Raw genomic sequence first — 21,385 nt, 5'->3', positions numbered from 1 at the left:
CGGTCTCTCCCGAGCGTCTCAACCGTCTTTCCAGTCCGTCAGGCCGTCTCCCCGACCCGTCAGCACCGCCTCAGCAGCGCCGGTGAAGGGGGTTCTAAGCATAACACCTATCAGCCGCAAGCGAAAAAACACGTTCTGCGGAAATTTTTTGCGAAGAGCGATTTTCTGAAATAATATCAATATTATAAGATGCCATACTGCCCTAGAATCCATACCCTCATCACGGTTAGCAGGCGGAACCCTTTGTTGGAATCGTACGGGGACCAGCACCAGCACACAATATATAGAGGCTACGTGGATACACTACACAAGAAGCCACGACTCGGATTGTGCGAGTCGCCGGTCTTTCCGTGTCTGAATCGCCAAGTTTGGCGATACGATTCACACAACAAGGCACATTGGTGATCGATTTCCCGCACCCGTTTGCCAACAGGCGATAACCGGAGATACATCCAGCCAAACACTTGCACACGCACGTCAGATGCGGTCAGGTTCCCGGGCGACTGAAACTGTGCTGGCTTTGGAAAAACATGAATACCGTTGATCCTTTCCCAATGGTTCGAACCGTCGGCCTTGACGGCATTCTGGTGACCTACGCCGATACCATGACAGAACGGTCAAATCGTGCAGCGCTGGCGTTTCGGACAGAGGTTGAAAGCCGGAACTGGGAAGGTGTGCTTGAGACGTCGGCCTCACTTGCGTCGGTCTACATTCGCTTCAATCCGTTACGCCTGCACTATCGTGAGTTGGAGATTCGCGTCCAAGCGCTTCTGAAACAGCGCGACTGGTACAATGCTGTTTTGCCTTCGGGCCGCAAGCTGTGGCGAGTGCCAACGGTATTTGGCACGGAACTGGCACCCCAACTGGAGGACGCCGCCAGGGCGGCCGGGCTGATAGCAAGTGAAGCGATTGATCGGCTTGGCCAGTCCCGGGTTCGTGTGCTGACAATCGGCTTTGCGCCGGGGCAGCCATATCTCGGACCATTGGGTCCGGAGTTCAACATTCCCAGGCTGAAGGATTTGAACCCGATGGTGCCAGAAGGGGCTTTGGTTCTGGCAATCTCCCAATTCGTGCTGTTCTCCGGTCCAACGCCGACCGGGTGGCGGCATGTAGGGCAGACTGCCTTTCGCTGTTTCCGGCCCGAGAGCGATCCGTGCTTTGCCTTGAACCCAGGGGACGAAATGCAATTCGAACCTGTCTCGCGTGAGGAATTGGAACATATTCAGGCAACAAACAGTGACGGCACAGGTGGCGCGACCTTTCAGGAGATTGTCTGATGAGTCTGATCGTCCATCGCATTGGCCCGTCTTGCACGCTCCAGGATCAGGGACGCTCTGGCTATCTGGATCAAGGTCTTTCAAGGTCAGGAGCCGCCGATAATCTTGCATTGCACGAAGGCGCGGCCCTGTTGGGGCAAAGCCCGGAACGTGCAGCTTTGGAATTGGCGGGGACCGGAGGAGAGTTCGAAGCCACCCGGACCATTCGCATCGCTTTGACCGGTGCACCAATGCAGGCCAGCATTGATGGCAGCGCCGTCGCGTGGCACGCCTCGCACAGTTTGGAGACCGGGCAGCGATTGGTAATCGGGGCGGCGCTTCAAGGCAACTATGGCTACCTGCATCTGGGCGGTGGCGTTGATGCCGAGGTTTTTCTTGGGTCCCGCTCGACCCACCTGACCGCCAGGATCGGGCAACCATTGCAGCCTGGCGATGTTTTGGTCGCTGGATCTGACAACGGCAATACTGGGATGAAACTGCGCCCCGATGATCGGTTTTCGGGTGGCGTACTGCGCGTTGTCAGAAGTTTTCAGACCCCTCTCTTTGACAATGCAACCCTTGATCGCTTTGCCGCCACCGAGTTCCGGCGGGGCGCGCGGGCCAATCGGATGGGCATGCAACTGGAGAGTGATGGCGACGGCTTTGCCGCCAAAGGCCAGCTCAATATTCTGTCCGAGGTCATTACGCCCGGCGACATCCAGATGACCGGCACTGGAAACCCCTTCATTCTGCTGCCCGAGTGCCAGACCACCGGAGGCTACCCGCGTATCGCTACCGTTCTACCATGCGATTTGCCGCGCGCTGCGCAGACCCCGGCGAGTGGAAAGATTCGGTTTTCGTTTGTCACCATGGACGAGGCCCTGAACCTGCATGCCGCTTACCAATCTGAACTTGAGCGCCTGCCGGGCCGTGTCGAGGCACTTGTGCGCGATCCGCATGACATCACCGACCTGTTGTCTTACCAATTGATCGGCGGAGTCGTCTCTGCCACCGACTAAGGAGATATGCCGATGCCCCGCGTCGATCTGAATGCCGATATGGGTGAAAGCTTTGGACCCTGGAAATTGGGGGACGACGAGAACCTGCTAAAGATCATCACCTCGGCCAATATAGCCTGCGGCTTTCACGCGGGCGATCCGGATGTGATGGCAAAAGCAATGGCCACTGCCGCTGAAAATGACGTCGGCATTGGCGCGCATCCCGGCTTCGCGGACCTTCAGGGCTTCGGACGGCGCAACATGAAAGTGCCGCATGCCAGCCTGCGCAATCTGGTGCGGTATCAATTGGGCGCCGCCATTGGGGTGGCGAAAGCAGTGGGGACCCATGTACGCCACCTGAAGCTTCATGGCGCGCTGGCCAACATGTGCTCGGTCGATCTAGACATGGCGCGGGCTTGCTATCAGGGTGCCTTGGACGTGGACCCGGACATCATCATAATGGTTCTGGCAGTAACCCGGCAGGAAGAAGCCGTGCGCGAACTGGGCTGCAACTGGGTGGGCGAGATCTTCGCCGATCGCGCTTACAACGATGATGGCACTCTGGTCGACCGCAGCCTGCCCGGAGCCGTCATTCACGACGCCGACATCGCCGGGCCACGCATTCTGAACATGGTCCGGGAGGGCGCAATCATCACCGAAAGCGGGAAGCGGCTGGAAACTTCGATTGACACGATCTGTTTGCACGGCGACGGACCGACCGCTGTTCAAATCGCCCGCTCGGTACGTCAGAACCTGATTGACGGCGGGGTCGAGGTCACAAAATTCACCAGATAGACAGGTCTTCGCGACCATCTGCCCCCAGTATCTTACTGTTGCCCGATTGTCGGCCAGCCCCTAGCATGTGCGCAAGTGCATGTTCTGAATACTGTAATTAAAATAACGTAATTCGCGATGGTTGGTCCGGCCAATCCTGTCGCAGCCTGTTTTCTCGCAAGGAGGCACACAAATGTCTTTCGACCTGATGTCGTATCAGCCCAGAGGCGACAAGAAGAATTCCGAATTTTTCGCTGAGTATCTGCCAATGATTTATGAGCGGCGGACCAGTTCCGGAATTGCTGATCAGGTCGGACCAATGCGGGCGATTGTCATTCAGGTCGAACCGAATGCGTTGTTCGACACGATGGTCGAACTTTACGTGATGACGCCGTATCGCCACTCGGCAAGCTATCTTGGGGCGACGCACAAATTCGCGGTAATGCACTCTCATCCCGAATATCCGTCGCTGATCATCATGGCGCCGCTGAGCGACACGTTCGAGGATTTCATACCCCGCATCAACCGCATGTACCCTCTGGCGCGCAAAACACCGCAAACCCGCTACGTAGGTGAGGTGTTCGCGGCCTCGGACCTGAATGATCTGAGCAAAACGCTGGAAGATCAGAACATCCGATTTGAATATAGCGGTGATACCGAGAACCCGTTTTACACGCTGGACGGATTCCGCTTTACCACCCCGTCGGATTTCACCTGTAACCGGGTCGGCTATTCCTCACATGATTTCAATGATCCCGACAGCCTGGGCCTGGGCGACCGCGTCTTGCTGAGCGACGCCGAGAAGCAGCGGCTGCACGAGGCGGCGGCCTTTGCAGAAGACACCAAGATCGGTCCCTTGATGCTGGGGTTCGACCATCTGGCCACCCGTGTTCTGGCCGGTGAGCGGGAAGATGCGATCCTCGAGTTCCTGACCATGGTTCCCTACTATTTCTGGGGGGCGTACAACATCTTTGACATGAACTCGTCTACGAACGTGAACCGGAACGCCAATGTCGATGACGACAAGAAATCGCCTGCCAAGGTGTTCACAGCCAACAACACACCGTCATTCGTGAACTCATTTGCCAAGCTGCCGATGCCGACCGAGGATTTTGTCCGCAATTTCGGACGTCGCCTGCATCACATGGCCGTCGAAATATTGGATGGCGATCACGGCGCGGGTGAAAAGAACGTCGATTTCGTGGTGAACACTCTCAAGGACAAGGGCGTACCGTTTCTGGCCCATGTGGTGGGCGAATGCAAAGACGACCCAAACCTTAAACAGATCTTCTCGAAACACTCGAAGAATACATTGCTGATCACCGAGTACATCGAACGCTGCCACAAGTATGATGGGTTCTTCACCAAGGACAACGTCGCTGCCCTGACAGCCGCCGCCGGTCAGGATGAACAATACGAACACGGCCACGTATTCGACTGAAAAAAAGGCTGCGAGGGGAACTCGCAGCCCAGACCCATCCAGGAGAGAATATGCCGGACCTTATGATGGCCCGATCATGAAACATGTGATATTGCGCGCCTGCAGGCGGCGGCAGGCCAGATCGGCCTGTTCGCGGGTCATGCCCTGAAAGGTGGCGTCAAACCCGCGCGAGCTGTGGTTCACCTTGCGCAAAGTGCCTTCCAGCGTGGTCATCTCCGACAGCGCCGTTTTCAACAGAATCTTCTCAGCTTCATACCGGGTTGTGTAGCGTCCCACGTTCACGCCCCAAAGGTGCCCACCTGACGTAGACAGGCGGGTAACGACCTCCTGCTCGGGTTCGGGCTCCTTTGCAGGTTCGGCCGACGCCAAAACCAGATTGTCCGGGCGAAGCGCCGGACGCGTGTCCGAATTTTCGACAGGAGGTGCGGTCGGCGCGATATCTGCCGCCGCAATCGCTGCCGCTATCCCGTCCTGAATACGCTCTCCGTTCTCGGCTGCTGTTTCGGCGACGGTTCCTGCCACCTGCACCGCACCACCAGCGGTTGGGCGAAGGACCGGTCGCAGGCTTTTTTCCGGCGCGCCTACAAGGCTGGCGACCTGCGTAGCGCTGCCCAGCCCGGCGTTTCCTGCATAGGCAGGACGTGCGGGTTTGCGAATTGGCGCGCGCGAAGGAGCCCGGCGGAAACCCATGTCCAGCAGTTCGGCCACCTTGGCGTTGCGCGACGCGCCCGACTTGCCGCCAAAGACAGTTGCAATGATCCGTTCATCCTTGCGCTTGGCCGATGCAACGAGGTTGAAGCCCGCAGCCCGTGTGTATCCGGTTTTGATCCCGTCCGCGCCTTTGTACGCAGCCAGCAACCGGCGGTTGGTGTTGGGCACGGTCTTAATGCCCGCATGCGTCGACTGACGCGAAAACAGGTTATAGTACTGCGGATAATCATAAAGCAGATGGCGCCCCAGCGTTGTCATGTCGCGGGCTGTCGACAAATGACCCGACTCGGTCAAGCCATGCGCGTTCTTGAAGGTCGTGCGGCTCATCCCCATCGCCTTGGCCGTCCGCGTCATGCGGCGGGCAAAGGCTGCCTCGGACCCGCTGAGAGTAATCCCGATGGCCGTGGCCGCATCATTGGCCGATTTTACTGCGGCTGCGCGGATCAGGTAGCGGAACGCGATGGTTTGTCCGGTCCGCAGGCCCAGTTTTGAAGGCGGCTCGGAAGCAGCCTTGCTGGTGATCCGAACCGGCGTATCCAGCGTGATTTCACCGTTACGCACCGCCTCGAACGCAATGTATAGCGTCATCATCTTGGTCAGAGAGGCCGGGTGAAGGCGCGTATCGGCGTTGCGCGAATGAAGAACCTCACCGGTGCGCGCATCAATCACCATCGCCGCGTAGGGTGCTGCAATGGCCTGCAATGGCACAAAAACAAGTAACCACAACAGTGCTGTAAGGAATAAGCCCATTCGGGCTGGAACTGTCCGCCGAATCTGCACGATCTTTGCCTCTGTCTGCCTCGCACCGCCGGGTTTTCCCGGTCGGCTTCATTTATTTTGTTGGCAACAAGGCTAGCACAGGGCTGTCGCTAAATAAACCGAAAGCTGGGCAATTCGCCAATTCGTGACGCCTAACAAAACCCCAATATGTAGCGGCGCGACCAAATCCGCCCACTAGATGCACACCCCGGACTCGGGTTTGGTCACGGTAGATCAAGAATTTATGAAACTGAGACCTATTGGCAACATCAGGTCAGTCCCCTGACGAGATCGACCAGATCGCCCAGATCCGCAAGCTCGTGGAATCGCGGATTGTCGCTGGGGGTTTCTGCCTGCTCGACCTCCCAAACCAGCCCGTGCGGTACATGAACGCCCCATGCGCCGGCCTGAATTGGCGCAACGACATCCGACCGCATCGAGTTGCCGACCATCATGGAAGCCAGCGGACCATCGCCATGCTGTTCGAAAATCCCGCGATAAACCTCCGGTGTCTTTTCCGAGACAATTTCCACGTGATCAAACAGATCGCCCAATCCCGACTGTGCCAGTTTCCTTTCCTGATCGATCAGATCTCCCTTTGTGATCAGAACCACACGGTGGGTTTCACATACACCTTCGATGGCGGCCTGCGCATGCGGCAAAAGCTCGATCGGGTGGGCCAGCATCTCCTGCCCCGCATTGACAAGCTGCCGAATGACGGATGCGGGCACCCGATCCTCTGTCACTTCGATCGCAGTTTCGATCATGGACAGGGTAAAGCCCTTGATACCGTATCCGTAGTGCCGGATATTCCGCTTTTCGGCAGCCAACAGGCGATCCATCAAGTGATCGCGGTCCGCGTGATCGGCCAGCAGATCCGCGAAATGGGCTTGGGTGAGCTGAAAGAATCGCTCGTTGTGCCACAATGTGTCGTCTGCATCGAAGCCGATGGTGGTCAGTTTTTCATGCATTCCGATACGTCCGCTTGCTCTTTCCTCTGACGCCAACGACGTTATATAAGCGCTCAGATAAACCGAAGCCTGAATCGAATTGTTACACGCGATGCTGCATTACCAATGGATGATGTCTGACCAATCGGACGACGATGCGAACTCGTCGGTCCTTGTGCAGACACGCCCCAAGACCAAGCGTCCGCCATTATACAAGGTTCTGCTGCTGAACGACGACTACACGCCGATGGAATTTGTGGTGCATGTACTGGAGCGATTCTTCGGGATGACCCATGCGCAGGCGTTCGAGATCATGCTGACGGTCCATAAGAAGGGTGTTGCCGTCGTGGGTGTCTTCAGCCACGAGATCGCCGAAACCAAAGTGGGACAGGTAATGGATTTCGCCCGCAGGCACCAACACCCCCTGCAATGCACCATGGAAAGAGAAGAGTAAGCAAAAGCGGCCGGGCCTGATGCTCCGAGCCGGACCTCTTGCCGGTATCACACATGACGTCACGTATTGATCTTGCTCTGGAAAGCGGTCTGGTGCTGTCGCAGCCGCTGACCGTGATCGGCCCTTCGCCGGATTGCAGTCTTTCCGCTCTGCCACGCGGAACTCAGTTGGTTCAGCCCTTCAAACCCTTCCACGACCATTTCGCGACGTTGGGTTTCGATGTCACGTCGGCATCTGAGGAACCGTGCGAGGACGCAATTGTCTTTTTGCCACGCGCCAAAGCGCTTGCCCGGTCCATGATTCATCAGGCGTGTCACCATGCCAGCGGTAGGGTCGTCGTCGACGGCGGCAAAACGAATGGCGTTGACAGCATTCTCAAAGATGTTCGCAAACGGGTGCCTGTCGAGGGACCGATTGCAAAGGCGCATGGCAAGATTTTCTGGTTCCAGTCCGACAAAACGGCCTTTTCCGACTGGGCCGCGCCGGAAGTTCAGCACGCTGACGGCTATCTAACAGCCCCCGGTGTCTTTTCGGCTGACGGTATTGATCCGGCATCGGCATTGCTGGCGCAGGTACTTCCTGAAAATCCGGGGCCTCGGGTTGCCGATCTCGGCGCGGGCTGGGGATTTCTTTCGGCCAAACTGCTGGAACGAGCCGAAGTTCGCACGCTGCATCTTGTTGAGGCCGATCATACAGCGTTGACCTGCGCCCGCTCTAACGTGACTTCTCGGGTTGCGTGTTTTCATTGGGCTGATGCCGTGACGTGGACAGCGCCCGAGCCCTTGGACACGGTGATAATGAACCCACCGTTTCACACCGGAAGAAGCGCTGAACCTGCGCTGGGCCAGGACTTTATCAAGGCGGCAGCACGCAACCTGACCCGCAATGGCGAACTGTGGATCGTCGCAAACCGGCATCTGCCCTATGAGGCCACGTTGTCAGACTGTTTCAGGCAAGTTGAAGAGGTCGCCGGTGACAACCGTTTCAAGGTGTTCCACGCCTCTCGCCCTCGCCGGTGATCCCGGTTAACCTGCGCCAAACCTCCGGAGGAAGCTCATGTCGTTTTCCATTTCAGGCAAAACCGCAATCGTAACAGGCGGTGCCAGCGGCGTCGGTCTGGCAATCGGCCGTCATTTTGCGGATGCGGGTGCAAACGTCATGTTCGCGGATATGGACGAAAAGCGATTGATCGAGGAGTTGGGGGAACAGGCAGATGACAGCAACATTCGGTATTTCGCAGGCGATCTGCGCGAGAAGCTGACCATTGCCAATTTGCTTTCCGCAACCATCGATGCCTTCGATCAGGTGAATATTCTGGTCAATGGATCAAGACAGGTCCGGCAGACGGACCCGCTGGATGCGGAAGACGACTCGGTCCGTGATTTGCTGAACCAAAACCTGATGCCTGCCTTGCGGCTCAGTCAGCTGGTTGCCAAACGCATGACGAAACAGGCCGAAGATCAGGATGATGGCCCTGCGGGTTCGATCATCAACTTGTCTTCCATAGCGGCGCGGCGCACGCACCCCGATTTGCTGGCTTATTCTGTCTCGACCGCTGCACTGGATCAGATGACGCGCTCTCTGGCAGTTGCACTGGCGCCGAACCGTATCCGCGTAAATTCCATCGCATTGGGCTCGGTCATGAGCGCGTCACTGCAATCAACCCTGAAAGAAAACCGCGATTTTCGCAAAGACATTGAAAAACATACACCTTTGGCCCGGATTGCTGCTCCGAACGAACTGGCGGAAACCGCGCAGTTTCTGGCCTCTGATGCGGCCGGCTTCATTACCGGTCAGATCATGACAATCGACGGAGGCCGAACCCTGCTGGATCCGGTCGCCGCTCCAGCGCACTGAGACAAATGTTCGAAAACGAAAAATCCGCCGCTGCCGCATGGTTCCGCCAATTGCGTGATGAAATCGTTGATGCGTTCGAGTCTCTGGAGGATACACATGAGACCGGGCCGTTTTCGGACGCCGCAGCCGGACGTTTTGAAGTCAAACAAACCACGCGGCAATCAGAGGATGGATCGGACGCAGGTGGCGGGTTGATGTCGGTCCTGCGCGGTGGGCGCGTTTTTGAAAAAGTCGGTGTCAACGTCTCGACCGTGTACGGATCACTGGGCGAGCGTGCGCAGCAGGCCATGGCAGCCCGCAAGGGTATTCCGGGCATGACTGAAGATCCCAGGTTCTGGGCATCAGGCATCAGCCTTGTCGCGCACATGCAAAACCCACACGTACCGGCGGTGCACATGAACACGCGGATGTTCTGGACACCTCATGCCTGGTGGTTCGGGGGCGGTTCAGACCTGAATCCCTGCATTGAATATGACGAGGACACTGCGCATTTCCACGCCACCCAAAAAGCCCATCTGGACCCGCACGGGCCAGGACATTACCCGCGGCTGAAGGATTGGGCTGACGAGTATTTCTATATCCCCCACCGGAAGCGGGCACGCGGGGTTGGCGGCATCTTCATGGATGATTACTGCACCGGCGACTGGCAGGCTGATTTTGCCCTGACGCAGGACATCGGCCGCGCATTCCTGCCTGCGTTCCTGCCATTGGTGGAAAGGCGTCGGGTCCAGGGGTTTGATGACATCCACAAGAACGCTCAGCTTGTGCATCGCGGGCTTTATGCGGAATACAATCTGGTCTACGACCGGGGCACCAAATTCGGACTGGAAACCGGGCACGATCCGGACGCCGTTCTGATGAGCCTGCCGCCTATGGCCAAATGGGTCTGATCAATCTCGTTCAGAACCCGAAATCCATGAAATTGTCATAGCAATAGTCCTGTGCTGAGGCCGCCGTCATGTTCGCGCCTACCCGTTTGACGGTGACGGAATAGCCCGGGCTGGTATCGGCACCCTCGGGCGGTGTCAGCGAGAACTGTACAGTCCTTGCTTTGGGCACATAGGCGCCGGCAATATATATGCGTTGGTTGGATTTGGTTCTCAGCGTCCGGATTGCATAATCCCCTATGCCGCACCAGTACGCCACCGGGGCAGAAGTGCCGATCGCGGCAACCTCGTAGACACCGTTTGGCAGCGGCGTCACCGTGGTCCGAAACGCGGGCCGCACGGCAATGCCAAAACCGACCGCCTGTGCTATCCCCGGTATGACGATCAACATCGCCAGAGCCGCAGTCTTTGCAATCCGCATCTTGATCGCCTCCGTGTAACCCAAGTTATCCGATATAAAATAATAATTGTGCTGCGCGACGAGTAAAGCCGTGGTCGCCTGCCCTTTTTCAGTGTTTTACCCCTGTGCATTTGGCAGACGGCTCGAATTTGCCGGGAAAACGAACGCCCTTTATTGACTCATGCTGCACCGGCACAATAGGAGAGGCCGGGTTGGTCGCATCGGGCGACCTGCGCATTTCCCTATGGAGTTCAAAGCAAATGTCTGACCTGCGTGAAACCGCGATGTCGTCCAAGGCCTGGCCCTTTGAAGAGGCGCGTCGGTTGCTCAAACGCTATCAGAAAGGGGCTCCGGATAAGGGGTATGTGCTGTTCGAGACCGGCTATGGCCCGTCCGGTCTGCCGCATATCGGAACCTTCGGCGAGGTCGCGCGGACCACGATGGTCAAGCGCGCATTCGAAGCGTTGTCGGATATTCCTACCAAGCTGATCTGCTTCTCGGACGATCTGGACGGGATGCGCAAGGTGCCGACCAATGTGCCGAACCCCGAGATTCTGGAGCAGCATCTGCAACGCCCGCTGACCTCGGTGCCTGATCCGTTTGGTGAATATGACAGCTTCGGCGAGCATAACAATGCGATGCTGCGGCGGTTTCTGGACACGTTTGGTTTCGAGTACGAGTTCTACTCGGCCAAGGAATTTTATGAGTCCGGGCAGTTTGACGAAGTGCTCAAGCGTGCGGTCGAGCGTTATGACGAGATCATGGCGATCATGCTCAAAAGCCTCCGGGAAGAGCGCCAGCAGACCTATTCGATCTTCCTGCCGCTGCACCCCGAAAGCGGGCGGGTGATGTATGTGCCGATGAAAAAGGTCTGCGCCGAGACCTATACTGTGACCTTTGACGATGAGACTGGTAAGGAATGGACGGTTCCTGTCACCGGTGGCCACGTCAAACTGCAGTGGAAGCCGGATTTCGGTGCGCGCTGGGCGGCGCTGGGTGTGGATTTCGAGATGTATGGCAAGGAACATGCCACCAACGAGAAAATCTACGACGCAATCTGCCGGGCCCTGGGTGGTCGCGCGCCCGAGCATTTTTCTTACGAGCTGTTTCTGGATGAGAACGGGCAGAAGATCTCTAAATCCTCCGGCAATGGCGTGTCGATTGATGAGTGGCTGACCTATGCGCCGACCGAGTCGCTGGCCTATTTCATGTATCAAAAACCCAAGACGGCGAAACGGATGCATTTCGACGTGATCCCAAAGGCCTATGATGAGTATCATCAGCAGCTGCGCGCTTATCCGGGGCAGGATCTGAAGGCACAATTGAACAACCCCGTTTGGCATATCCATGGTGGGGATGTCCCTGAATCCACGCTGATGGTTCCGTTCGCGATGCTACTGAATCTGGCATCGGTATCTGGTGCCGAAGACAAAGAAGCGCTGTGGGGCTTTATCCGTCGCTACGCGCCGGAGGCCACGGCCGAGACGCATCCCGACTTGGATCAGGCGGCAGGCTTTGCGGTGCGTTACTTCAATGATTTCGTCAAGCCGACCCGCAAACATCGCGCACCGACGGATCAGGAACGCGAGGCGCTGGAAGCGCTGAAAGCCGCGCTGGAGGTTTATGACGGCCCGATTGAAGATGAGGCGCTGCAGTCAGTGGTTTATTCCATCGGACGCGAGCGGTTTGATCCGATGCGCGGCTGGTTCACCGCCTTGTACGAAGTGTTGCTTGGCGCCTCTCAGGGGCCGCGTTTCGGCGGCTTCATTGCGCTCTATGGCGTGCCTGAAACCATCGCGCTGATCGAAAAAGCGCTGGCCGGAGAACTGGCCTGATTTGACCTGATCCCGCATGGGGCTACCCTTCCGTCAGGAGGTGACCCCATGCGTCGTTCATTACTTGCCTTATCGTTATCTGTCGCAGTGGCTACGGGCGTTTTTGCCCAGAACTCCGAAATCGAGGCAAATATAGCGGCGCAGATTCAGGCGTTCAAAGTCGATGATTTTGATACCGCCTTTACTTTCGCCAGCCCGAATATCCAGCGTCTGTTCCGAAACCCCGATAATTTCGGGGCAATGGTTCGCAATGGATATCCGATGGTCTGGCGCCCGTCGGACCTGCGGTTTCTGGAACTGCGCGAAATTGCCGGGGCGTTGTGGCAGAAAGTTCTGATCGTGGATGGTCGCGGCCAAACCCATATCCTGGACTATCAGATGGTTCAGCAGGAAGACGGCTGGAAAATCAACGCGGTTCAGTTGCTGGGGAAAGCAGACCCCGCAGCCTGACGCAACACGACCGTCACGGTGACATGAGACCCGGTTAATCCCCATTCGTTATCCAGACTTTCGCGCCCGGAATTCACCCGGGCAATGGTCTGGTGCGCGCTGCAATCTGATCGGCAGCGCTTGGGAAAGGGATTCGAATGAACAAGGCAATCACCGACGGCATCGTGTTTATGCCGCCTCAGTTCGCAGATGGTTTGGGCGTCTGGTCAAGTGGCGATGGCACCCCGGGGTCTCCGACATATGCCGGGTCGGGTACGGGCGCATTTGTGCCCTCGGATCCGAACTTTGCCGGATGTCTTGAAATCCTCAAAGTGAGCACGACCCAACACTTGCGCTATATGGGGCAGACGCCATTGCTGCCCGGCTGTTACCTGCAAATCAAGGCACGGGTCAAAGCCATCAGTGGTCCCTTGCCCACCGTCAGGATCGCAGGGTGGGCCGGTGGTGCCGGCGACGTGCACGTGACCGGTGTCGTCGAACAGGGGCCTGCCACGCAATTGTCGGGGTACGGCACAGTTCATGAGATTACCGCCATAGTCGGAACTGGTCAGCGGGCTGGCGTCGACATGGCGTGGGGCGCACAGGCAATGTATGGACATTTCGGTCTGGATATCGACGGGCCAAATGGGGCCGTGGTGCGCATTGACGATCTTCAGATCACCGACATCACGAGTGTTTTTCTGCGCGATATGATCAGCATCGTGGATGTCACGGATTTCGGCGCAGTCGGCGATGGGGTTGTGGACGATTCCCTTGCGTTCGAAGCAGCCGATCAGGCGGCGGGGGGCCGTCGTGTGTTTGTGCCGCAGGGTACTTATTTGCTGGCAGAAAACACAACCATCGTGTCAGAAGTTGATTTTGAGGGCACCGTTACAATGCCCGACGACAAGATGCTGTTGCTGACCCAAGGTTTTGACCTGCCGACTTATATATCGGCCTTTGGCGATGAAGAGCTTGCTTTCAAAAAAGCGTTTCAGGCTTTGCTGAACAATTCAGATCATGAATCGCTGGATATGGGCGGGCGCAAGATTTCGGTCAGCCAGCCCATCGACATGGCCGCTGCCGTTCCCAATAAGCAAAGTGGTTTTTCAACCCGGCGCGTGATCCGCAATGGTCAGTTTGACGTCAAAAGCAGCTCGACCTGGGACACCGAGATCTTCACCTCGGTCGCAACCTACAACCCTGCGGACCAAACCCGGCTGACAAATGTCGCCAACGTTGCGAATATTCCGGTTGGTGCTCTGGTTCAGGGCAATGGTGTCGGGCGCGAGATCTACGTCCGCTCGAAGAACGAGGGTGCCGGTGAAATCACGCTGAACGCGCCGATTTACAATGCTGCTGGCACACAGACCTTCACCTTCACCAGCTTCAAGTATCTGCTTGATTTCAGCGGCTTCGACACGCTGCGGAAGTTCGGCCTGGAAGAAATCGAATTTCAGTGCAACAGCAGATGTAGCGCCATTCGTCTGGCTCCATCCGGCAGCACGTTTGCGGTAAGCAATTGCTTTATCAGCCGTCCCATGGATCGGGGGATCACATCCATCGGAACCGGTTGTCAGGGCATGCTGATCGACAATTGCCAGTTCCTGTCCGCCGAGGAGTCCCTGAACGTTACCGATCGCCGGTCGATCGCCCTCAATGCAACAGCGAATGATGTCAAACTGCGGCACAATCGGGCGGTTCGGTTCCTGCATTTTGCTCTGTTGGGCGGCACCAACAACTTGATTCTGGGCAATCATTTCTTTCAGGGCGACAGCATTCCGCAGGGGTTGCGAACCGCCGGGTTGATCCTGACGCGCACTTACAACAGTTCGACCATTGCTGAGAACTACATCGACAATTGCTACTTCGAATGGACGAATGAACGGGATGCCGCTCCGACCTATACGTCCGGCTATTCCTTCAGCGCGCTGAGTATCACAGACAATATTTTTTACTGTAGCGAGGCGCCGTCATGGTTCAGTTTCATCGTTATCCGACCGCACGGCCCCGGCCACTTCCTGAACGGCTTCATCGTCACCGGAAACAAGTTCCGGTCTTCGAGCGGGAGTATCTACAAGGCCGAACGCGTGGACACGAGCTTTGCGGACCTGAACAATAACGCGCACATGAATGTCACGTTCCAACACAATACATTCCACGGAACGCTGACGGATTCAGAGAACCCGGTTCGGGTGCGGCACAAGCAACAGACGCCATCCTTTGCATGGGGTGTGTTGTCGGTGGGCAAACTCCCATTCGCGGGCAAATCTCGGGGATGCGACGCCGTAACCACGCTTGGTCCCCTGAGAACGGTGTTTGGCAGTGTGAGCCACGCGAGCCCATATGCCGAGCTCGAACAGGGTTTTGGCGCTCGCGACGTGATCCTCCGCTGGCCAGAGCAACTTAGCGGGGAAGTATCCGTTACCCTACGCATGGACAGCTGAGGCCGACATGGCCGTCCCTGGAGGACGGCCAACTCCCGCCGCATCAGAAGTCGCGCCACAAGGCAAATTTGATCCCGACGTTGCTTTGGAAGGCATTCCGTTCGGCACCAACAACCCAAGTTGTACTCCCGCCCTTTCGGCGGATCATCACTGACGGCCGTGCGCTCCAATAAACCGGACGGCCGGGGGTATATGTGCTTTCAAGCTGCAGCAGTGGATTGATCCATCGCTGAGATGACAGCCCCGCCGTCAGATCAAGTTTGCGAAACAGCGCATCGTGCGTGCGGTATTCCAAAGCTGCGTCGATCGCGATCCAGCCATTTCCCCAACCGCTTTCAAACCCATTTCCGTAAGACACAGTCGCCTTGTACAAGGCCCACGCGCTTTTTTGCCGGTGATGTGCGCCGACACCAAATTCGGCGGCAAACCGACCTTTGCGCCCAAGATCCGCGACCGGAGTACGGGCGAAAATCAAAGCGTGGCCATAAAGGTGTTGGTGCTCCTCGGCGTCTAGCCCAATCGTCAGTCCGGGGCGTAACCCCCATTCTGCATAAAGTGACGATTTGTATTCGTAGCTGCCGTCCTCGGTCCTGAATCCCGTGATTGCAGCCGCGACAAAGCCGGTATTCTGTTCCCTCAGCCAGGCCCCGGCAAAAACCGGACCGGCCAATGTCATCAGAAAAAGGAAAAGCAAGATGCGGATCATGACCGCACCTTCCCCGAGCATGGTTAACGGATCGTTAGTTTTTCGTTTGTTTTCTGGAAACTAATTCCCGAAGACACAAAACGAAACACGAGACGTTTCCGGTTCCTGTGTTAGGCTGAGAAAAGCCAAAGGAGATTCCAGATGCTACAGATTTCAAAATCCGCAAGCGTTCAGACTGTTATCACCACATTCGAAATGACACCGGGGACCTGTCAGGACCTGCTTGAGGCGCTGACGGATGCCTATGCGGAATTCATCTCAAAACAACCGGGTTTCGTATCCGCCGGTCTGCACGTCAACGATGCCCAAACCAGGATCGCAAACTACTCGCAATGGGAACGCCGCGAAGACTTCCTTGCCATGCTCCGCACTCCCGAGATGCGCGACCGGAACCGCAAGATCAATGAGCTGTGCAAAAGTTTCGAACCGGTCATGTATGATGTCGCGGAAACATTCGGCTGATCCTGACCTGAATCAAAGACCACAACTGAACTTGGGTTCAGTTTGAAAACCTGAAACGGAGGCTCGTGTCATGTATCACAACATTCTTGTACCCATTTCGTTCGATGTCGAACGTGACACGTCCGGACCACTGAAACTGGCGCAAATTCTGGCGACCCCTGAGGCAAAGGTCACGCTGCTGCATGTCGTTGAACATATTCCAAGCTACGCGATCTCGTACATGCCGACGGAATATCTGACCGAAGCCCGCAGGGCCATTCAAGCCGAGTTGGACAAACTGGCAGCAAATATTCCCAACGCGCGGGGCGTTGTGGTCGAAGGGCATTCCGGCCGGACCATTCTGGATTGGGCGCAGGAGCACAAACCTGATCTGATCATCATAGCTTCCCACCGACCGGGCATGCAGGATCTGTTGCTTGGATCAACCGCCAACCATGTGGTGCGCCATGCGGCCTGCGCGGTTCACGTAGTACGCTGATATTCAGTCCTTCAGCATTCGCCATTCCGAGGCCAAAGCTTTGCCACAAATCCGGGCGAAGATCAGCGCGAAATGTTGAAAAGATCCGTACCACCTGAGCCCGAACTGAATTCGCGCGCCGCTCACCGGTATCGTCGGGCAGACGCGACGCGCAAAAGGGCTCTGTCCCCGATCCGCATTCTGTTCATGGTTCTGGCCCTGCCCCTGACTACGGCACTGGTCGCCGTCAACATCTATTTGCGGACGTCCGAGTACGAAAGAAACGACGCCATTATTCATCTTGTGGCGATGGCGGGGTGTGACACCGTTCTGAAGATTGTCCCGGGACCATTCGTCCGGGGCCAACCAGGGTATCATGAACGCAACGATCCAAATGGCGACGGTGTCGCCTGCGGGATTCTCAATCAAGCCTCTTCGACCGGACAGACACAACAACGCCCCCCAGCCACGAGCGTGCGTTCGGTCGGTAATGCAAAATTCGTCCGGCCCTAAAGGCTGAGCACCTGCTCATCCACAAAGACAAACCGGAACCGCAGGCCATCAAACCACGATCAGTCCCCGGCTGAGGGCCGTGGCGATGGCATGGGTGGTATTCTGTGCGCCCAGCTTTGCCCGCGCGCTTTCAATATAGACACGCAGCGTGTGTTCCGAAATCGACAGGGAGTGCGCGACCTGAGCGCGACTATAGCCCAGCGCAAGCAAGGTCATCGCGTCAATCTCGCGCGGGGACAGGGCACGTGGAGCGTCCGGTTGCCGCTCACGCTCAAACTCCAGCGCCTTTCGGTTGAAGTAATGGGCAATCAGAATCAGGCCACGTCCATTTTCGGAGATGAAATCCTGCCAGGTTTCGTCATCGCAGGAATGGTTCACTGTAAACAGAGCAAACTGGCCGTTGGGACCGCGGATCGGGATGGAGTAACCCTGATTGCCGACGCCGTGCTGCTGCGCGTCCAGAAGAAAAGCCTTGGCGACCTTTCCGGACCAGTCCAGTGATTTCCAGTCAACAGGATGAAATCGCTGGAAGCACCCGATTATGACCGGGTCGATCCGGTGATAGTTCTTTTCCTGATATCGCTCGGCCCAGGCGTCGGGATAGGTCGTATATCCGTATTGGTCCCCTGCCCCATCAACCCAGTGATAGATGATGTGTTCAATCTGCAGCTTGTCTCTGAGATGAACAGCGATAGCGCTTAGCTCATCAAGCGTGCTGGTGTTTTCCAAATCCTCCAGGATCTGGCTCAAATCGAGTCTTGTGACCATCCGCCGGCGCCCGCACCTCATTCTTCATGGACGCGATTTCGGCCGCTGCGATCAGCCTGGTATCGTCAAGCTGCTCGGCCAGCGCGGTCAAACCGTTTGCCGAAGCAAAGGCGTTGAGGTCCGACAATACGTCCAGTATCCACTCATTTTGCGCCATCAGGGTCTCTCCGAAACGGTTAACGAAGGGTTAACACAACCATAGCATGCATAGTGTTTTTTCGCATATTCACTGCTTTCTACTCCCCAAAAATAGCGGGGACCGATATTGCAACTCTCTGAAAGCATTGAAGTCCCTCTAAAATAAGAAACGCCCGCGAACCAAAAATGTGATTCGCGGGCGCTGAAATTGGCTTTCGTGGACTTAGTCGCGCGCGTCCAGAACCTCTTCCAGTGTGCGCATACCGGTTCTCGGTGCCTGCACCAGAACGGACATGTTCCCGGGCTTGTGTTCGTTGCGCATCATCTTCATGTGCGCAGCAGGCAATTCGTTCCAGGAAAAGACCTCGGACATGCAGGGATCAAGACGGCGTTCGACCATCAGCTGGTTGGCCGAGGCGGCTTGTTTCAGATGCGCGAAGTGAGACCCCTGAAGTCGCTTCTGGTGCATCCACATGTAACGCACGTCGAAGGTCAGGTTATAGCCGGTGGTGCCGGCACAGATCACAACCATGCCGCCTTTTTTGACGACGAATGTCGAGACCGGAAAGGTGCTTTCGCCCGGATGTTCGAACACCATGTCGACGTTCACACCCTTGCCGGTGATGTCCCAGATCGCTTTGCCAAACTTGCGGGCCTCTTTGAACCACTCAGCATATTCCGGCGTGTTCACGGTGGGCAGCTGACCCCAGCAATTGAAGTCCTTGCGGTTCAGTACACCCTTGGCGCCCAGCCCCATGACAAAGTCACGCTTGCTTTCGTCTGATATCACACCGATCGCATTCGCGCCGGCTGTATTGATCAACTGGATCGCGTAAGAGCCCAGACCACCCGACGCGCCCCAAACCAGAACGTTCTGACCCGGCTTCAGGTCATGCGGCTCGTGACCGAACAGCATCCGGTATGCGGTTGCCAGCGTCAGCGTGTAGCAGGCGCTTTCTTCCCAAGTCAGGTGCTTGGGTCGCGGCATCAGCTGCTGAGCCTGAACGTTGGTGAACTGCGCGAACGAGCCGTCCGGAGTCTCATAGCCCCAGATACGCTGGCTGGGCGAGTACATCGGATCGCCGCCATTGCAGTGCTCGTCATCACCGTCATCCTGGTTGCAGTGGATCACGACCTCATCGCCGACTTTCCAGCGTGTGACCTTGTCGCCCACGGCCCAGACGATACCCGAAGCATCGGAACCTGCGATGTGAAACGGCTGGCCGTGGCCATCAAACGGGCTGATCGGCTTGCCCAGCGACGCCCAGACGCCATTGTAGTTGACACCTGCGGCCATCACCAGAACCAGCACCTCGTGGCTGTCCAATACAGGCACATCAACCACTTCCAGCTGCATGGCAGTGTCAGGCTCGCCATGGCGCTCTTTGCGGATGGCCCAGGCATACATTTTCTTGGGGACATACCCCATCGGAGGGATCTCACCCATCTCATAGAGGTCTTTTTCAGGTGCCTCGTACGACGCGATACCGCTGTCGGTGTCCAGAGCCATGTTGGCCTCCTTTAATCAGTTCGTTTGCCGCGACGCAGAATCGCGCCCGTTAACCGATGGAATATTGGCCATCGAGTAACATTGCAATAGATATTGACACTGTTTTTGTAATTTTATGACCCAGCAGTTGCAGAAAGACCTTTCGCTTCTGCAGCATAATACGTCTCGATTTCCTTTGGCGCAGAGGCGGCATAGTAGTTCAGAAGATCCAATCTTTGCCCTGAGGATGAGATTTTTCCGTCAACCTGTCGCAATACCCTGCGCTCGACCAACTGGTTGACAGCGGACGTTATCGCATCGCTGTTGGATTCGGATCCGCCTCCGTCCCGCTGCATGAAGCGGGCGATCAGGTCGGTCAGCATTGCACCGGACATCTCACCATGTTCGCGCACAAGCCAACAGGCTGCAGGCGCAGGCACCAGGGGTATCGCCTCACCAATACGCGCCATCAGCAGACGTGCGAGATCGGTCATCAGGTCCTTGCTGCCACCTGCCCGATAGGCCCGCAGCGAAACAGGCTCGCCATAGCGCACAGAGGCAAGGCCGAACCTTGTGTATCGACCAATAATGCGCCGCCAGACCTGCTTGAGCATCCAACGCGTCACAACCCCGATCCTTGCGCGAAAGCGCCGCTCGCTTCCCAGCGCGGCCCGGGTCAGAATCGTATCTTCCAGTACACGATCGTAATTCAGCGCCACGGGAACAAAGACCACATCCCGTCCATCGGATGTGGTCCCGTCTATGATGTATTTAAGCAAGCCAAGCTTGGGCCGCCCCAATGCGCCGGTCAGGCTCAGCCCGCCTTCGGGGAACATCGCCTGCGTAACACCGGCCTCGGTTGCATGACGCACATAACAAGCCAGTACATGACGGTAGAGGTCACTTCCCGACTTTCGCCGGATGAAATACGCGCCCATCGCCCGGATCAGGCGGCTCAGCGGCCAGACGCGCGCCCATTCTCCGACCGCGTAAGACAGTGCCGATTGCTGCGCTGCCAGGTAAGTGACAAGTACATAATCCATGTTGCTTCGATGGTTCATGACAAAGACAACCGTCGCGTCGGGATCTATTTTCTTTAAGGCGTCCTCATCCTGATGGCTCAGTCGGACTTCGTAAAACGCGTTGCTCAGCAGGCGCGCGATACGGATGGCAAAGCTGAAATAGGCAAAGGCTGAAAACGACGGAACGATCTCGCGGGCAAAGCGGCGGGCCTGCTCGAAAGCAACGCCTTCGGGGATACCTTGTTCACGTGCATGTTGCTGCACCGCATAGCCAACCTGTGGGTCGTAGATAAGCCTTTCGATCATGTCATGCCGCCGAGCCAGCTTGAACGGCTGAATTGGTCTTTGCAGCCGCTGGTTCAGGCGCGACACGGCCCGCTCCAGGCGGCGGCGAAAAAACCAGCGCACCGACGGGAACAGAAAATGCGACGCAAAAGTGACCGCAGCGAAGACCACGATCAGTACAAACAGCCAAAGCGGAAGTTCCACGGTCTGCGTCATGGCGGCACAGTGCCATTATTCCAAAACACCTACAATCTGAACAATTCGGGATGCCGCAACGCAGCGAATTGACATATCCCAAAAATTGCGCTTTAGAACCCTTAGACGAAATTATGTTGCCCACCCAAACG

General features: G+C 56.8%; 22 protein-coding genes. 14 read left to right on the top strand and 8 right to left on the bottom strand.

Annotation, left to right across the window (positions count from 1 at the left end; translation table 11 throughout):
- Positions 1 to 554 precede the first annotated feature (554 nt).
- The 4 genes from ACR1XU_RS14725 (at position 555) to ACR1XU_RS14710 (ending at position 4,469) form a co-directional block, all read left to right on the top strand.
- Positions 555 to 1,277 (top strand): 5-oxoprolinase subunit B family protein, encoded by a 723-nt coding sequence (locus ACR1XU_RS14725; RefSeq protein WP_480915622.1) that lies wholly within the window; start codon positions 555 to 557, stop codon positions 1,275 to 1,277.
- Positions 1,277 to 2,275, top strand: coding sequence for a 5-oxoprolinase subunit C family protein (locus ACR1XU_RS14720; RefSeq protein ID WP_480904816.1), 999 nt, complete (start codon positions 1,277 to 1,279; stop codon positions 2,273 to 2,275). The genes ACR1XU_RS14725 and ACR1XU_RS14720 overlap by 1 nt, the downstream gene beginning before the upstream one ends.
- Positions 2,276 to 2,287: 12 nt before the next feature.
- The gene (locus tag ACR1XU_RS14715) at positions 2,288 to 3,049 is read left to right on the top strand and encodes a LamB/YcsF family protein (protein WP_480904812.1); all 762 of its coding nucleotides are present in this window, start codon (positions 2,288 to 2,290) and stop codon (positions 3,047 to 3,049) included.
- 172 nt (positions 3,050 to 3,221) lie between these two features.
- On the top strand, positions 3,222 to 4,469 hold the full coding sequence (locus ACR1XU_RS14710) for a hypothetical protein (RefSeq protein WP_170614440.1): 1,248 nt from the start codon (positions 3,222 to 3,224) through the stop codon (positions 4,467 to 4,469).
- Positions 4,470 to 4,529: 60 nt separating this feature from the next.
- Here the strand turns inward: ACR1XU_RS14710 and ACR1XU_RS14705 are convergent, their stop codons facing one another.
- Together ACR1XU_RS14705 and ACR1XU_RS14700 are read right to left on the bottom strand one after the other, a co-directional pair.
- A complete protein-coding gene (locus ACR1XU_RS14705) occupies positions 4,530 to 5,930 on the bottom strand; it encodes a D-alanyl-D-alanine carboxypeptidase family protein (protein WP_480904809.1) in 1,401 nt (466 codons plus the stop codon).
- A gap of 278 nt (positions 5,931 to 6,208) precedes the next feature.
- A complete protein-coding gene (locus ACR1XU_RS14700; RefSeq protein WP_170614438.1) occupies positions 6,209 to 6,910 on the bottom strand; it encodes an HAD family hydrolase in 702 nt (233 codons plus the stop codon).
- Positions 6,911 to 7,001: 91 nt separating this feature from the next.
- Here ACR1XU_RS14700 and clpS point away from each other — a divergent pair, with 91 nt between their 5' ends.
- Genes clpS through hemF form a run of 4 tightly spaced genes read left to right on the top strand, consistent with a single transcriptional unit; the run spans position 7,002 to position 10,090 of the window.
- Positions 7,002 to 7,343, top strand: a complete 342-nt coding sequence (gene clpS / locus ACR1XU_RS14695; protein ID WP_170614437.1) for an ATP-dependent Clp protease adapter ClpS — start codon at positions 7,002 to 7,004, stop codon at positions 7,341 to 7,343.
- 53 nt (positions 7,344 to 7,396) lie between these two features.
- Entirely contained in the window at positions 7,397 to 8,362 is a 966-nt protein-coding gene (locus ACR1XU_RS14690; RefSeq protein ID WP_170614436.1) for a class I SAM-dependent methyltransferase, read from the top strand.
- 37 nt (positions 8,363 to 8,399) lie between these two features.
- Complete coding sequence (locus ACR1XU_RS14685; RefSeq protein ID WP_480904806.1) at positions 8,400 to 9,200, top strand: SDR family NAD(P)-dependent oxidoreductase; 801 nt, start codon at positions 8,400 to 8,402, stop codon at positions 9,198 to 9,200.
- Positions 9,201 to 9,205: 5 nt separating this feature from the next.
- Entirely contained in the window at positions 9,206 to 10,090 is an 885-nt protein-coding gene (hemF, locus tag ACR1XU_RS14680) for an oxygen-dependent coproporphyrinogen oxidase (protein ID WP_480813121.1), read from the top strand.
- Positions 10,091 to 10,100: 10 nt separating this feature from the next.
- Here hemF and ACR1XU_RS14675 read toward each other — a convergent pair whose 3' ends face one another.
- A complete protein-coding gene (locus tag ACR1XU_RS14675) occupies positions 10,101 to 10,508 on the bottom strand; it encodes a hypothetical protein (protein ID WP_170679731.1) in 408 nt (135 codons plus the stop codon).
- Between the two features lie 239 nt (positions 10,509 to 10,747).
- Here ACR1XU_RS14675 and ACR1XU_RS14670 point away from each other — a divergent pair, with 239 nt between their 5' ends.
- From ACR1XU_RS14670 to ACR1XU_RS14660, 3 genes are all read left to right on the top strand, one after another.
- Positions 10,748 to 12,322: a lysine--tRNA ligase gene (locus ACR1XU_RS14670; RefSeq protein ID WP_170679730.1), complete on the top strand. Its 1,575-nt coding sequence runs from the start codon at positions 10,748 to 10,750 to the stop codon at positions 12,320 to 12,322.
- A gap of 48 nt (positions 12,323 to 12,370) precedes the next feature.
- Entirely contained in the window at positions 12,371 to 12,772 is a 402-nt protein-coding gene (locus ACR1XU_RS14665; RefSeq protein ID WP_170679728.1) for a DUF4864 domain-containing protein, read from the top strand.
- Between the two features lie 137 nt (positions 12,773 to 12,909).
- Entirely contained in the window at positions 12,910 to 15,198 is a 2,289-nt protein-coding gene (locus tag ACR1XU_RS14660) for a glycosyl hydrolase family 28-related protein (RefSeq protein ID WP_480904801.1), read from the top strand.
- Between the two features lie 43 nt (positions 15,199 to 15,241).
- Here ACR1XU_RS14660 and ACR1XU_RS14655 read toward each other — a convergent pair whose 3' ends face one another.
- A complete protein-coding gene (locus ACR1XU_RS14655) occupies positions 15,242 to 15,904 on the bottom strand; it encodes a hypothetical protein (RefSeq protein WP_170614429.1) in 663 nt (220 codons plus the stop codon).
- A 141-nt stretch (positions 15,905 to 16,045) separates the two neighbouring features.
- Here ACR1XU_RS14655 and ACR1XU_RS14650 point away from each other — a divergent pair, with 141 nt between their 5' ends.
- From ACR1XU_RS14650 to ACR1XU_RS14640, 3 genes are all read left to right on the top strand, one after another.
- The gene (locus tag ACR1XU_RS14650; protein WP_170614428.1) at positions 16,046 to 16,366 is read left to right on the top strand and encodes an antibiotic biosynthesis monooxygenase family protein; all 321 of its coding nucleotides are present in this window, start codon (positions 16,046 to 16,048) and stop codon (positions 16,364 to 16,366) included.
- 70 nt (positions 16,367 to 16,436) lie between these two features.
- Positions 16,437 to 16,844 (top strand): universal stress protein, encoded by a 408-nt coding sequence (locus tag ACR1XU_RS14645; RefSeq protein WP_170614427.1) that lies wholly within the window; start codon positions 16,437 to 16,439, stop codon positions 16,842 to 16,844.
- Positions 16,845 to 16,916: 72 nt separating this feature from the next.
- Positions 16,917 to 17,336 (top strand): excalibur calcium-binding domain-containing protein, encoded by a 420-nt coding sequence (locus tag ACR1XU_RS14640; protein ID WP_480904797.1) that lies wholly within the window; start codon positions 16,917 to 16,919, stop codon positions 17,334 to 17,336.
- A 48-nt stretch (positions 17,337 to 17,384) separates the two neighbouring features.
- Here the strand turns inward: ACR1XU_RS14640 and ACR1XU_RS14635 are convergent, their stop codons facing one another.
- The 4 genes from ACR1XU_RS14635 to ACR1XU_RS14620 all read right to left on the bottom strand — a co-directional run bounded on the left by ACR1XU_RS14635 (position 17,385) and on the right by ACR1XU_RS14620 (position 21,254).
- The gene (locus tag ACR1XU_RS14635) at positions 17,385 to 18,104 is read right to left on the bottom strand and encodes a LuxR family transcriptional regulator (protein ID WP_170614425.1); all 720 of its coding nucleotides are present in this window, start codon (positions 18,102 to 18,104) and stop codon (positions 17,385 to 17,387) included.
- Positions 18,043 to 18,261 carry a hypothetical protein gene (locus tag ACR1XU_RS14630; protein WP_170614121.1) on the bottom strand — a complete coding sequence of 73 codons (219 nt, stop codon included), beginning with the start codon at positions 18,259 to 18,261 and terminating at the stop codon, positions 18,043 to 18,045. The genes ACR1XU_RS14635 and ACR1XU_RS14630 overlap by 62 nt, the downstream gene beginning before the upstream one ends.
- A 204-nt stretch (positions 18,262 to 18,465) precedes the next feature.
- Positions 18,466 to 19,752 carry a crotonyl-CoA carboxylase/reductase gene (gene ccrA, locus ACR1XU_RS14625; RefSeq protein ID WP_170614424.1) on the bottom strand — a complete coding sequence of 429 codons (1,287 nt, stop codon included), beginning with the start codon at positions 19,750 to 19,752 and terminating at the stop codon, positions 18,466 to 18,468.
- Between the two features lie 113 nt (positions 19,753 to 19,865).
- Entirely contained in the window at positions 19,866 to 21,254 is a 1,389-nt protein-coding gene (locus tag ACR1XU_RS14620) for a 1-acyl-sn-glycerol-3-phosphate acyltransferase (protein WP_480491315.1), read from the bottom strand.
- Between the last annotated feature and the right edge of the window lie 131 nt (positions 21,255 to 21,385).

The sequence above is a fragment of the Ruegeria sp. D1(2025) genome (genome assembly GCF_056536425.1).
Note: the sequence above shows the minus strand (reverse complement) of the source record. Positions and strands in the feature narration are given on the sequence as shown.